General features: G+C 51.9%; 10 protein-coding genes and 1 pseudogene. 1 reads left to right on the plus strand and 10 read right to left on the minus strand.

All coding sequences use genetic code 11. The features are described 5' to 3' along the window. Positions 1-300 precede the first annotated feature (300 nt). Positions 301-600 (minus strand): YciI family protein, encoded by a 300-nt coding sequence (locus H7F31_RS25415; protein WP_187101074.1) that lies wholly within the window; start codon positions 598-600, stop codon positions 301-303. A 79-nt stretch (positions 601-679) separates the two neighbouring features. Between H7F31_RS25415 and H7F31_RS25420 the strand changes: the two genes are divergently transcribed. Then, a complete protein-coding gene (locus tag H7F31_RS25420; protein WP_187101075.1) occupies positions 680-1,138 on the plus strand; it encodes a winged helix-turn-helix transcriptional regulator in 459 nt (152 codons plus the stop codon). 247 nt (positions 1,139-1,385) lie between these two features. On the opposite strand, the gene H7F31_RS25425 is transcribed toward H7F31_RS25420, so the two are convergent. The 9 genes and pseudogenes from H7F31_RS25425 to H7F31_RS34620 form a co-directional block, all read right to left on the minus strand. Next, positions 1,386-2,711, minus strand: coding sequence for a glycosyl hydrolase family 28-related protein (locus H7F31_RS25425; protein ID WP_187101076.1), 1,326 nt, complete (start codon positions 2,709-2,711; stop codon positions 1,386-1,388). Further along, positions 2,712-5,315: a glycoside hydrolase family 2 protein gene (locus H7F31_RS25430; protein WP_187101077.1), complete on the minus strand. Its 2,604-nt coding sequence runs from the start codon at positions 5,313-5,315 to the stop codon at positions 2,712-2,714. Further along, positions 5,312-8,068 carry an alpha-mannosidase gene (locus H7F31_RS25435; protein ID WP_187101078.1) on the minus strand — a complete coding sequence of 919 codons (2,757 nt, stop codon included), beginning with the start codon at positions 8,066-8,068 and terminating at the stop codon, positions 5,312-5,314. The genes H7F31_RS25430 and H7F31_RS25435 overlap by 4 nt, the downstream gene beginning before the upstream one ends. Before the next feature lie 134 nt (positions 8,069-8,202). Then, positions 8,203-9,330: a GntR family transcriptional regulator gene (locus tag H7F31_RS25440; protein WP_187101079.1), complete on the minus strand. Its 1,128-nt coding sequence runs from the start codon at positions 9,328-9,330 to the stop codon at positions 8,203-8,205. A gap of 86 nt (positions 9,331-9,416) precedes the next feature. Beyond that, positions 9,417-10,247, minus strand: coding sequence for a carbohydrate ABC transporter permease (locus H7F31_RS25445; protein ID WP_187101080.1), 831 nt, complete (start codon positions 10,245-10,247; stop codon positions 9,417-9,419). Positions 10,248-10,289: 42 nt separating this feature from the next. Then, positions 10,290-11,183, minus strand: coding sequence for a carbohydrate ABC transporter permease (locus tag H7F31_RS25450; protein ID WP_179215525.1), 894 nt, complete (start codon positions 11,181-11,183; stop codon positions 10,290-10,292). A gap of 88 nt (positions 11,184-11,271) precedes the next feature. Beyond that, on the minus strand, positions 11,272-12,825 hold the full coding sequence (locus H7F31_RS25455; protein ID WP_187101081.1) for an ABC transporter substrate-binding protein: 1,554 nt from the start codon (positions 12,823-12,825) through the stop codon (positions 11,272-11,274). Between the two features lie 57 nt (positions 12,826-12,882). After that, positions 12,883-13,455: a right-handed parallel beta-helix repeat-containing protein gene (locus H7F31_RS34615; protein ID WP_397374747.1), complete on the minus strand. Its 573-nt coding sequence runs from the start codon at positions 13,453-13,455 to the stop codon at positions 12,883-12,885. A gap of 201 nt (positions 13,456-13,656) precedes the next feature. Further along, a pseudogene (locus tag H7F31_RS34620) lies at positions 13,657-14,214 on the minus strand (glycosyl hydrolase family 28-related protein); the annotation flags it as partial. Positions 14,215-14,523 lie beyond the last annotated feature (309 nt).

Here is a 14,523-nt window from a genome sequence, read left to right on the forward strand (position 1 = left end):
CTAACATATTTCTAAGGCCATCATTTCAATCCTTTGTCTATTGACAAACATAATTAAGGTGCGGACATATTTCCTATTCGCACTGTTCGCGAACGGCTAATCCTATTGGCTCCTCTGACAAATAGCCAGTTCAGATAGCATCTCATGTTGTCCTCGCTCGGCGGCCAACCTCCATCTACGCCGCTTGTCATAAATTAAAGATAGTCTGCGAGAAGGGATTCCCCCCTCCGCAGACTACCATTTTTTTCTTGAAATGAGGATGCTCTGATGTTGGATACGGTCATTGCGCTATCCGCCACCTTAATTTTCCAGTGCTCCAATGATTTCGATCCTGCCGCCATATTCCAATTCAGGCCAATCGGAGGTTAACCTGGCAGCCTCCTCCAAAGATTCTGCTTCAATTACCGACACACCGAATATATCACCTGTGTATTCTTCGACCATATGCTGAGTAACAACTTTACGGCCAGTGCCGGCAAAACGAACCTTTTCATATCCCATTTCCTTCAGATTGTCCAGCCAACTCCACAACTCATGAATATTCTGAGCAGCTTTCTCGTCCGGAACTTCACCGCTTCGATATACATACAAGAACTTCATTTCATAACCCTCCTTTTTAGTTGCAATTTGAAACTAAAATCAATATAATAAATCGTAATGATAAAGTCAAGGAGGCAATATGCAAAATAATCCTCGCAAAAGATCAAACTGTCCCATCTCTTTTTCACTTGATATCTTAGGCGACTCATGGTCGCTTTTAATTATCAGAGACATCATATTTGCAGGAAAAAAAACATTCGGAGAGTTTATTGCTTCCGATGAAGGGATTGCCAGAAACATTTTGACGAATCGCCTGTCTCGACTTGAGGCAATGGGTTTGATCACTAAAAACCCTCATCTCGGTGACAAAAGAAAAGATTTATACGAACTCACAGAGGCCGGATTGGATTTAATACCGGTGTTGTTGGAGTTATCGGCTTGGGGAGCGAAACATGAGCCTGAAACCGCAGAAGCTGCAGCATGGTTGGACGATGTCCAAATGGATAGAAGCAGCCTCATTCAACAAATACGAAATACGGTTAAGCAGGGAGGATCGGTGTTTGCAGGCACAATAAATGTAATCGACCATCCGGAATAGCGATGAATTACTTTCTATAGATTCGGACGCTGTGTCTAAGGATGTCCCGCATTCTGACGGTGATCGCTCCGTTGTGCAAGGTTGTCCTTCTAACGGACAGGAGTGTCGCTATTCTTCGATTAGATGACGTTTTTAAAATCTAACGGACACAGACGACCTTACTTCCGTCAAAACCGCATAGAAGGGGGTTCGGATGAAAGCGAAAGGAAGCCTTATGGGAAAAGGCTTCCTGATGCTTCTAAAACGGTTATAAATTATTGGCAACCACTTTGCTTGTACCGGTCGCCGCGTCATGAATGCCGCTTCCCGATTCGGAAGTGTCGTTGCCTGTTACGATGTAATAGTTTAATTTGCGGGCTCCATCGTCAAATAGCCCGATGCCGTTCCGGTCAAAGTCGCTGAACACGCGATTGCCGTTTACAATCACATGTTTCCCGCCTTCGATCTGCATGCTGTCGCAGGATAAACAATTGTTGGGATTGAGCCGGTTACGCACTACATTGCGTTCCAGCAGGTTTCCTGTAATCGTCACATTATCCCCTTTGGAGAAAATGCCTTGCAGCTGCTGGTCGCCAATACGATTGTCTGCAATCGTGACCTTTTTTGCGCCCGACTCGATCAGGATGCCCAGTCGCGTAGTCGTGCCTTCCTCGTCACCGGCACCGATCCAGGAATTCGCAACGGTGACGCGCTCCGATTCTCCACCAATGTAGATTTGCTGATGATGGGCGTTCTCAAGAATACTGTTGACGATATAACGGGCAAATCCGTTGCCGACGCTCATGATGCCATAATTAAAAGGAGCGCCGTTAATAACGGTCGTCGTATCGATATTAATGCCATTTGAGTTGCCTTCCATCAGCACGCCTATATTCGTCGGCTCCAAAAATGTTTTCGACAATTTATAATCGGCACCGGACCAGAACACGATATTAGCGCCTGGAAAAACCGATGTCGGCTGCATGCTTCCAGTCGTCATTACATTGCTGTTAAGGATGGTTACGAACTGCGTATTCAATTGTGCGTTGCCTTTTACACCGACGGAAATGCCATATGCGGCATTGTAGACCGTAACGCCATCCAACGTCGTGAATCTTGCTCCCTCCACACGAATGCCGTATGAAGGTGAATGGACGATATCGGCATTCGGGGCTACAGAACGATCAATCGCCAAATTTTTCACCTTGTTGTGTGTCGTCTGACCGCTCCCTGTTCCGATATGAATGACAGCATCCGTTCCCTTGTTGAGGAAGAGGGACGACCCCTTTCCCGTTCCTTCCAGTTGTACGTTATGTTCGCTTATGTTGAGTGTCGAGCTTAATTTATAACTCCCTTTTGGAAAAAACACGACGCCTCCGCCTGCGCTTTGCGCATCATTGATCGCGCTCTGAATCGCGGCTGTATCATCCGCTATGCCGTCACCGACCGCGTTATAAGGGGCGGCTTTTACATTGTAATCCGTCACGCTCGCCGCTACGGCTAGGTCAGGTGCAGTTATGGTACTTCCCCCTAGTACAACCGTCGCCAAAATAGCAACCAGTATTCGCATACGAAATTTAAATTGATTCATCATCTACGATTCCTCCTTTAAATTATGCTGCCACTCGTTACAATCGGCCTCGACATTCAGCCCTTCTATAATAGGAATGAATTCGCTGCCTTCCTTTAGGTTCCGTTGAGCAAAGTTCATCTGCAACCGCTCTCCTGGCAACAGCACAACCATATTGCGGTCGAAACATACAAATTGCCCAGGATCACGTTCCATCGCCATCAGCCCGATGGCGCATACAGGCGAAACATTAACCAGAATAAAAGCTGAATGAAGTACTTCCGGCTCCCTTTCTATGACAATTTGTGCCTGCGGAAGCTGCAGCAGCGGCTCCAGGGGGGCGGAACTCTCCACAGCGAAAGCGTACTCGTTACGCTCTACAGTCCATTCCCCGGCGACAGCCTCCAGCCGCAGTACAAATACACCATGCGCCGGGCGTTCCACTCTCCAGGAAAAATCCCCCGCCAGCTGCGCTCCAGCGCCCAAAGAACAGTCGTAAACGCACCGCTTTAGCAGATTCCCGTCCGCTCCATACAGCGATACATTCACTGTGGCCTCTAGCCCCTCAATCTCGGAATGTTCATTGTGGATAAAGATGCCGCATGCGAAAGTATCGCCCTCTTTGTACGCCAATTGGTTGTAGTGCGCGGAGAGATGCAGGCCCGCGTAGGCTTTCTTCAACACGTAGTAAGCCGGTTTCGGCATGCCGTCATATTCGATGACGGATGTATTCGCATTGTTCGGAAATGGTTCGTTGCCCATCCAGACGATAAACCCGGAAGCTTCCGGTTCCCGCCGGCGAGTTGCTTCCACGGCGTACCGCAGCGACTCTGCCTGCATATACCTGCTGACCCGGCAATACAAATCCAGCTCATCCGCATCCGCAGCCCACAATCCGAACAACGCGCCCAATTGCTCCCACTGGATCCACCAGGCTCCGCGATGAACCCAGTACGGATTGTCCCGGGTAGGCGGCCATACAGGCAGCCCATCCGCCCACTTGCGTATCGTTGCCGCCCGAGACGTGCCCGGCGTCCCTGTTTCCGAGCGAAACAAGGCATCGTCGCTATTAAAGAAAGCATAATGCTCGCGATCGCCCAAATACTGCCACGGACCATGGACATCATGATGGAGTCCCTGGCCAAATCGGCTGGCATCGGCCACGAAACTCGGACCCGATGCACTTGCAGGCAAAAACCGCCGTCCTGGATCGAGCTCCGCAACCAATCGCTTCAACATGGCGATATTGAGATGTCGCTCATCAACAGGCACACCCCCTTCCCACATGAGCTCATTGCCTCCGCACCACACCGCCAGCGAGGGATGCGAGCGCCTCTCCCGGATTGCTTGGGCGGCTGCCCGCTCCAATGTCGCTAGCACAGCCGGATCATCAGGCGGCAGGTTGCTGATGCCGCTCGACGATTGGGGAAATTCCTGCCATACAAGCAAACCCAGGCGGTCGCATACCTGATAAAAGGCTTCTTGCTCAATGATAGCGCCGCCCCATACACGCAGCAGGTTAACGTTCATATCGCAAAATCGGCCGACATATTGCTGGTAGTCCTGCTCCGTCACGGAACCGTAGAGAGGCTTAATCGGCACCCAATTGACGCCCTTAATGAATATGCGCTTGCCATTGACTACGAGCGTATAGGGCAAGGCGCCGACAGGCGCGTTCTCATTCGCAACCCATTCCAGCTTGCGAAAGCCGATCGTTTTAACCACGGCCTGGAGCTCCTCCCCCTGTTCGCCAAGCAGCTTGATTTCAGCCGTGTAGAGGGAAGGTTTGCCATAACCGTTCGGCCACCATGACTGTACTTCGCCCACTTCCGCCATATGCTCGAAGGAGTTAACCCCGCCTTTAAGCATAAGTGTCTCTGACCATTCGTACTGGACGGTGTCATCCTCGTCCTTAAGCCGATATTCGGCCCTGTATGGCCCGGCTGCGAGCGTCTCCACGGAGGCGGCAAAACGAACCTTCCCCGTATGCAGATCATCGTTTAGAGTCGCATGGGGCCAAAAATCAGTCAGCTTCGCAGCCCGGTACGTATAAAGGCAGACGTCTTGCCAGATGCCAACCGGCACGATGCGCGGGCACCAGTCCCAGACATAATTGAATCGCGGCTTCAGGGTGGTGACAAGGTGGGTGTATCCGTACTGGCCGTCGATCTCCGGCGATTGCCTGAACATGACGCGCAGGTGGTTCGAGCCCTCGGATACTGTACGAATATAAGGTGAAACATCAAAGGTATGAGGCCAAAAGAAACCCTCGAATTCGCCAAGCTTCACGCCATTGAGAGAGATCTCCCCGGCGTAATCAAGCCCTTCGAACACAAGCTCGCACCGGTCCAAAGACCAGCCGTCCGGAATATCGAACTTCTTTTCGTAGCACCATTCCCGGTTATTCACCCACTCGCCGCTCAAGCTGCGCAATCCCCTGTTGGGATCGTCCAACAATCCGGCTTGGAGCAAATCGGATTGCACGGCCCCGGGCACTGTCGCGGCAATCGGCCCGACCGGAGGAGGAAACGCCTCCCCTAGCTCCATCGATACCGTAAACCGCCACTGATTACGGTACCAGCCGGTCAGCTGCCAATCGTCACCGCTCAGGTTCAAGCGGCCGTTCATACAGGCACGATCTCGATCGTGACGATTTTTTTGCCGTCCGCTTCAATAGCGATTTCCTGTTCATCCGTGACAACTAACGGAGCGAGTCGGTTTTCCGCCAAATCTACGGCATACGCTTCGCCGATACGCTGCCACCAGCGGAGCATCGTCCGTCCTGTAACCTCGGATGCATTAAAAAGGCGGATCAGGATGCTGTCGCGCGAATCCGCTTTTTTCAGCGCGGACAGGACGAACGAATGCCGCTCCCCGCCCAGCTGGAGAAACGATTGCGTCAGGGGCAGCGCTCCCGTTCCATCCCCCCCGTTCTGATCGGCAAACTTCGCCGAATGCCGCATTTGAACCGTTTGGACCGCCAAATGATGCTCATGCGCTCTCCGCCATACTTCTCCTTCTAGCGGACGGCCTTGATGCGGCACTAGCGCGAAGCGGAACGTATGCGTTCCCTGGCATTGTCCTTCCGGCGTCGGGAAATTCGGCCCTGCGCCGCTCACGATTGTCAGCGGATCCGGCGAACCAAGATAACCGACCGCGCGCAGCAGCGTCAAATACAAAGTTCCGTCCGCGGTCGCTTCGCATTCCGGTAAGCCAAGAGGCGCAACGGCAAATCCCCGCTCGCCGCCGGCATCGGTCATACCGGCAAAACCATGATTGTGGAAGACGCCTACAGCATCCTCAATCCACGCGGCCTCATCTGGCTGAACGACCTGTACAGACCTTTCTACAAGATCGAAGGCGGCAGAAGACCAAGACGTATCGGCTTTCAGTCCCGTAGGAAGCGCCACCCGCAGCCGATGATCGGTAGCCTGATTGTCGAAAATGACCTTTACGCCCAGCCATTCGTCCTCCACTCCCAGGCTGACCTCAGTGACGAGTCGGCAGATCCGTCTCTCCAAAGCCCTGCGTTTGCGATCGGACGCCAGACCCGCAGGCAGCTCCCAGCTGCGCTCGATGCGCAGTACGCCGAGTGCCTCGCCATCGGCCGCGACCGTGACGGAAGCCTGAATCCCTCTGGTAGTGAACACCTCATCGATTAGCGGGGCGGAGTACGTATAACCGTCCCCTCCATCGCCGCCGTCTTCGAATACGAGCAGCCCTTGATAACAATGGCCGTTCTTCTTGTCATAAAGCGTCAAACTGCCGTCGAAATGCACGTCTGCTTTCAGCCACTCGTTTTCAAGCGAATGTCCTTTCGCGATAACCCCTCGTTCCGGTACCCGCTTCCGGTTCGGAACCGCTGTAAAGGTGGCATAACCAAGTGCGGGCAGCGTCTGCGGCACGAATGCTACTGTCGCCTTTAGCGAATATTCCAGCCCTGGCAAAATGCCTCGCTCCTCGGGAGGAGCAGCGTTATGCAGCATCGCCATATCGCGCACGGCAGTCTCGTGATGGTGAACGCAGCGGAATTCAGGCCGCACATCCATCAACTGGCTCGGAAGCCGGTTCCCTTCGGAGTCGTAAATATCGATCGTCCGGAAGGCAGGGGCATCGGCAGGCAGGTACAACTCCGCCATGACAGTATTGCGGCGCGTATGCTCCAACGGATTAATGGCATGAAAGATGATGCGGTCATTCGGAAGCACCGAAGTGTCGACTTGCGCCAGTAATGAATAGAGGGCCTCGTCCTTCAGTTGCCCGGCAATCTCCGTCGACCATTCGAAACGCGTCATCATCTGCCGGTGAACCTCGTCCCGACTGCAGCCGCAAATGGAGTCATGCGGGTGGTTTTGCAACAGATAGATCCAGCTCTGCTCAAGCAAGCGATCCGGGTAGCGATTACCCGCCAAACTGCAAGCTATGGTTGAGAACGGCTCCGCCCATCGTTCCAGCAAATATTGGGCCTGTGCATTGGCCTGCTTCAGGTACATTCGCGAGGAAAGCACGTTTGCCAAAAGAAAGTTAAACCCGCCGCTAGTGACACGGTTCGTATCGCGAAGCTCTCCATGCGCTTTGAACAGATCCTTCCCGTACGTTTTCTCCTCTGCTTCGTTTAGAAATCCATCGATCGTGCCGAACACGAGCTCATATTCCGGCAGCAGCGGAGCTGCTTCGCGGATGATGCGGGATAGATCGCGCTGCGGCTCCATATGGTCGACGCCGACCATTAATAGCAGCGTGTCAATGCCCGATGCAGGAATAAGATGGCGCTCTACTGCACCACGTATTTGTTCAGCTGCTTTATCCGGATCGGAATAAAGGCGGAACAATTCCGAGTAGCCCATCTGATTGGATAACCTGTAAGTAAACAGCTCGCTGCCATCGGCCCCTTCCCACAGCAGTTCGGATTGGCTGCGGGCGGCAACGTCGCCAAGGCCTCTCCATACGACCGCTTGCGACATGCCGAATCCCCTCAATATTTGGGGCAATTGCGAGATATGTCCGAACATATCCGGCAAGTAGCCGAACTTGAGACTGCCGCCCATCTCCTCCGTCTTGCGGATTCCCAAGGTGAAGTTGCGAATTAACGATTCTCCGCTTACAAGCGATTCGTCCGGCTGCACATACCAAGGTCCGACCTTGATCCGCCCCTCGGCAATGCGGGCGCGGAGCCGCTCCCGATCCTCCGGATGAATTTCCAAGTAATCTTCCAGAACGCTGGCCTGCCCGTCGAGATGATAGCTGACATAGTCTGGATCATCGTCGAGGATCTCCAGGAGCCCCTTGATCAGCCGGGTTAGACGGATGCGAAAATGTTGATAGGACAAATACCATTCCCGATCCCAATGGGTATGAGGCACAATATAAATGCGTTTCATTTGCTGTACACAACCTTCCATTTGACATGTTGACATGACTTTTGTGATTAGAATATAACGCTTACATTATAATGCCGCCAGCCGAATCGCCGGCTGCACCGCATTGCAATTCTAGCAATGCGGCACTGCCTCTTTTATTTCGCCTTGCCTGTCGACTTGCGGACGACCAGCTTTGTGTTCAGCATCACATGCTCCAGCGGCAGCTCGTTATCCTCGATATGCCGAATGAGCATTTCGCCGGCCTGTTCGCCTAGCCGCTTGCGGAACTGCTTGACCGAGCTGAGCGGAATCGACACATGATCCAGCATGGGGGAATCATCGAAGCCGATCAGACTGACATCTTCCGGTATTGCCACGCCGCGCTGAGGCAGTGCCTTCATCACGTCGATCGCAATTTCGTCATTGATGGCAAACACTGCCGTTACTTTGTCCGTAGGAGATTGGATCTGCTCCAGAAGCCGTTCGGTGATCGCCGCCATATTTGCCGGAATGTAGTCTTCCATAACCAGCTCCCGGCGCAGCGGAATCCGGTGATCGCTCAACGCTTCGCAGTAACCTCTATACCGTTCGTGCACCGATGAGGCATAGTCGATTTTAAGCGACAGAAACGCGATATTGCGATGTCCTTGCTCAATCAGATAGGAAACCGCTTGATAAGCGCCGTCAAAGTTGTCGGATGTGACCAGATTCGTTCGCAGCGTCCGGATCGTGCGGTCAATAACGACGAACGGAAAACGCCGCTCGTTCAGCCGCTTCAACTCCTCTTGCTCATGATTGCTGGATAATGGCAAAAGGAGAAAACCGGAAAATTGGCCGCTCGAAGCCGCAGTGATCAGACGCTGCTCCTGCTCCTCGCTCTCATCGCTGAAAAAGATCGATACGTCGTATCCGTACTCGGCAAGCACCCGCTGCGCGCCCAGCAATATTTCCATACAGGTGGTATACCCGTACTGATGATGCTGGACATCTGCAAAAATCACGGCAACCCTGCGTGCCGCATCGGGCACGCTGTACTCGGTACCGGCACCTGCCAGACGATCGTTAGGAGAAGCCACGAAGCTGCCTTTGCCCCGCGTCCGATAAATATACCCTTCCATCTCCAGCTCGCGAATGGCCCGGTTGGACGTAATCCGGCTGACACCGAACTTTTCCGACAACATGAACTCTGTCGGTATCTGATCATGCGGCCTAAAATCGCCCTGATTAATTTTCTGAACGATGTACTGCTTAATTTGTGAATACTTAGGTGATTCCGATTCCATGTTTACTCCTTTGAAAACACATTTCGTATTTGACATTACAAATCGTGAGTTCAGTTTAACCAGAACGAATACGTTTGTCAATGGAATCAGCCTTTGACGGAACCGGAGCTAAGCCCCTCGATAAAGTATTTCATCGTAAACAAGAAGACTGCCATGAGCGGCAGCGAAGCGACCGTGTATGCGGCATACATCTGCGTTCGTTTGACGTCGTATCCGCTGCTGATGTTGGCAATGCCCAGCGGCAGCGTCCAGTAGGACTGGTCGCTAATTGTTACTAGCGGCCAAATATAGGAATTCCATGAGCCGAGCAGCGTCAGAATCGAGATGGTCATGACCATCGGAATCGCCAACGGCAGCACGATTCGCAGCAAAATGCTTCCTTCGGTCGCTCCGTCAATCCTTGCCGCCTCTAGCAGCTCCTTCGATATTTGCTCGAAGAAGGCGCGCAGAAGAAAGATGGCCATGACCTGTCCGCCGGCGATTCCGGGGATAATCAGCGCTAGCGGAGAATTTAGCAGACCGAGCTTCTGCACGATGATAAATGAAGGAATGAAGGTCAGAATGCCCGGAATCATCATAAGCGAGATGACGCCGATATACAGCATTTCTTTCCCGGGAAAGCGGAACCGGGCGAAAATATAGGCAGAAATGACGCCGACTAGAAGCGTGCCCGCCACGGTAAACAAGCCAATATAGATACTGTTCCAAATGTAGGGCGAGACAGCCTTCCACCCGAATTCGTAATTTTCCCAGGCAAGATTTTTCCACTCCGGCAGCCAGTAATTGATCGTCATTTGCGCTTCTGTCTTGAACGAATTCATGACCATGAAAAAGAGACCGTAAAGCGAGAAAGCCATCATCGCGCTCAACGCGATATAGCGGAGCGCTTCAAACACGAGCCATCTGCGGTTCTGCACCGCATTCCCTCCCCTGCATGTTCGGTTGTTGTCGTTCGGCATTTATGCGTCTACACGATTATAGCGATTATTAATGTAGGTAAAGCCAATAATGAGCAAGAACAGCACGATGCCGATTGCAGAAGCGTAGCCGACGCGCCCATAGCTAAAGGCATTGTTGTACAGCATAAGCCCCGGCACATTCGTAATGCCGTACGGACCGCCTTGCGTAATGATCAGGATGCTTTCGTACGATTGGATGCTGCCGATGATTGTCAAAATGATCAGCAGCCTAAGCTGTGGCAGAATTAAGGGAATTTCGATGTTCCACATTCGCCGCCAGGCTGATACGCCATCGACGCGCCCCGCGTCATATAATTCCTTGGAGATATTGATCAGGCCGGCTAACAAGATTAATGTACCGACGCCGTTTACCCACGGAAATCCGATAAAAATGAGAGCTCCAATGACCGTATCCTCATTTCCCAGCCAGCTTGTCGCAAATTGTCCCATTCCGATTACTTTTAACAGCTCGTTGATCATCCCCGTTTCGCTCAAAAAGCTTTTCCACAAAAGCAGCCCGACCATGCTCGGGACAACCGCCGGAACGACGAGCAGGACGCGAAAAATGTACTTCGCCCGCTCGCTGCGCAGGTGGTGGATCATGAGCGCCACAAACAAGGGGACGCTGACCGCCTTGACTACGTCAGCCACTGCAAAGACCGCCATCACCTTTAGCGCGGGGTAAAACTCGGCATCGTTTGTCAGCAGTTCAACGAAATTGGCGAGCCAGACGAACTTGCTGTGATTGACGCCGTTCGAATCGAGCAGCGAAGTGTAAAACGAATTAAAAAACGGATAATACGAGAATATGGCGAGCAGGCCGAATGATGGAAGCAAGCCGGCATAAAGCCATTTGTTCTTGAACAACGCGCGAAAATTGATTTTCGAAGCCAAAATTCCACCCATCTCCTCCGGCATTTGGAGTGCACAGCAGGACCAGCCCCGCAGACATGCAAGGGCTAGCCCGCTCCCCCCTTGTTCCTTATTTCAACTCGCTATCGATCAGAGCCTGGTCCACCTCGCTTTGGAGCAGCTTTAATTGACGCTCAATACCTGCTCCAAACGATTTGCTGCGCTGGGCCGCAAATTCGTCCAGCGTTATTTTGTCGGTCAAATATTTTTGCCATTGCCCCCAGAACTCATCCTGATCCTTCTGATCGGCGAAAAACGTCAGGTTGAGATCGGCATATTTGCGTTCAGGCGAAAGCATCTCCGCGCCTTCCATTGGAGGGACGCCCGCGATCGCGGCTATATCTGCTACGAAGCGTTTGCCGCTGTCCGGATTTTTTAATTGGAACAGCTCGGACGCCATTTTCGGGCTCGTCAGAAAACGGAGGAAATCAATCGCAATGTTGGTAGTGTTTGCATCGTCCGACTTCTTGACCATGAATCCGTTGCGCAGTCCCGACAGTTCATTTGACTCGCCTTTGTCAAAAAAAGCACCGTTCTCAGCTCCAACCTTAGGGAACGGAATGACGCCCCAGCGAAATGTTTGATCCTCCTTGCCATCGGCCTTGAGTGATTCCATATGCATGTTGATATTGCCGACGAACCAGGTTCCGTTATAGAACTGGGCATTTTTGGCGGTCAGGAACCGCTGCGGCACTTCCGAGCCCCCGATGGCCATAAAGTCCTTGTTCATATAGGGGGTCATCTCTTTGAACAGCTGGAAGAGGGAACGCAGCTTCTCCGATTTGGCCGGGTCGAGAATGCCCTTCTTGTAGCCGATCCATAGCTCGTCGATTGTAATCGCTTCGCCGACCGTCGAAGCCGGGTCGTTCGGATCGTAGCTCCACCCTTCCTTATGCTTGAGATTAAGCACCTCGTAATCCGAGCGGAAAGCGGCGTTCATCCAGTTGCCGATAGCCCACAAGCTTTGAGCGTCGTCCGGTTTAATTGCCAATCCCCAAGGCAAGAAATCCGCGTCCGCCAACTGCTGGTTCACCTGCTTCCATTCGTTCCATGTCGCTGGAGGCTGCGCAACTCCGGCCTTTTCATACATTTCCTGGTTATAGAACAGCCCCAGGCTAAATATGGACCATGGCACCATGTTCGATCGTCCCGCCCCATCTCGCGTCATATCGATGTAGGGGGCGACAAAATCGTCTTTCCACGGCTTCTCCGTATCCGAGTACGGATTCGGAGTATTTAGATAGTCGTCGAGCGAAATGATCGAGTCCTGCGCCCGGAACGTATTCGCCTCCTCCGTAAACATGACGTCCGGCGCGCTGCCTCCAACCAGAGTCGTTTTCAGAAACGTTTCGTAACCTTCCCAAGGCTTGATCTGATAATCGACCGTCACATCGGGCTGTACCTTCTTGTATTCTTCGATTGCCTTTTCCAGCAGCGCCGTTTGTTCAGCCATTTTGTTAGAAAGGACGATCCTGCCCTTAAGCTTGCCCGAAGCATCGGGATTGTCCGTAGGCGTGTTGATTGTCGGACTGTTGCCTTCGTTGCTGCAAGCAGATAAACCGACCATAGCCGCCAAAAGGCTGATCATAATAGTGCTTTTCGTTTTCGAACCGATAAATTTCATTTACTCTTCCCCCTTAAACAAATATACCACTAAGTATTAAGCGCTTACATTATGCGTTTACAAATTATCTTTAACGATCGCATTTTTACCAGCGGCGGCCGCATGCACGCCAGCTTCCGGCGACACGTTGCCGGTAATGGTGTAGTAATCGGTATTGCCGCTGACGTGAATGCCATACCGATCGAGACTGCCAAACACCCGATTGTCCGAGACGATGACATAATCTCCTCCTGTAATCTCCACGCTATCGCAAGCACAGCCGGAATTGACGTTTTCTTCGATTGTATTGCCTTGAATTATGACGTTGAATCCTGCTGACAGTATGGCCTGCTTGCGCTGATCGCCAATTCTGTTGTTGGCGATCGTCACTTTTTGCGTTGTGTCCTCGATGACAATCCCGGCGCGGTCATTCTTGTCGTTGCGATTGCCCGCTCCGATCCACGAATCGGATACGGTGACCCGCTGCGAGCCTTCACCGATATAGATTTGTTCTTCGAGCGCATTTTCAATGATCGAATTGCTGATGTAGCGGGCGAAGCCTTTGCCAATGCTGACAATGCCCTTCTTGTAAGGCGCGCCGTTAATGACGGTCGTTTCGTTGATGTTGATACCGTTCGCATTGCCCGTCATCAAGATACCGACATGGGTCGGCTCTACGAATGTCGTATTGACTTTATAGTCCGCGCCTGACCAAAAAACGATATTTGCTCCGGGAAACGTCGATACCGGCTGCATGCTTCCGGAATACATGACATACGAATTCACAATATTCGTAAATTGGTTCGGAAACCCGTCCCCGCCCTTCTCGCCCACTCCGATGCCGTAAGCTGCATTATAGACAATGACGCCATCCAAAGTAGTGAAACGCGCACGCTCAACATGAATACCGTACGAGATCCGTCCCTCGATATCCGGATCAGGCGGCACGGCTCGGTCAATCGTCAGATTCGTTACTTTGTTATGCGTCGTATGCATCATTTCATTTTCGTTGCCGATTTTAATGACCGTACCCTCGCTCTTATCCATAAAAATGACCGAAGCCTTGCCCGCCCCCCGCAGCTCTACATTATTGCCTGATAGAAGCAGCGTTGACGAGACTTTGTACTTGCCGGCAGGGAAAAAGACGATTCCCCCTCCCGCGCTCTGCACATAGTCGATGACGCTGCGAATCGCCTCTGTGTCGTCCGTCGTTCCGTCGCCCTTGGCGCCATGCATCTGAACGTTGTAGACCCCCTCCTTCTCCAAGAAGCCCGAAGAAACGTTCTGTCCGCCCCGCTGACTCCACATAACAAAAAAAGCGATTGCTGCAGCTGACAACAACAACAAGGGCAAAAAAATGAACTTCGCTCTATTTGTCTTTACAAATGGCATATAACCCCCCTCTTGCATGTATATTTCAGCCAGTAAGTTTAAAGTTTTGGCCAGAAACCAATAACTTAACTGTCCGATATGATTAAAATTAGCACGGTCGATTTGTAATGTCAACAATAATTTGTCATGATATTTAAGATTGACTCCTCCTAATTTAACATGATATATTCCACACGTAACCAGTTGTATTTTTTAAAAACGGGAGGTGAGGGAGCACCGTTCTCGCATTCAGTCATAATGGGCCTGACATGATCTATCTATCCTAAAGGAGGAACACAGTGTGAGGAGTTTACGGCTTGTCCTGCCAATCCTTTGTTTTACGATCAT

The sequence above is a fragment of the Paenibacillus sp. PAMC21692 genome, assembly GCF_014303795.1.
GTDB lineage: Bacteria > Bacillota > Bacilli > Paenibacillales > Paenibacillaceae > Pristimantibacillus > Pristimantibacillus agaridevorans.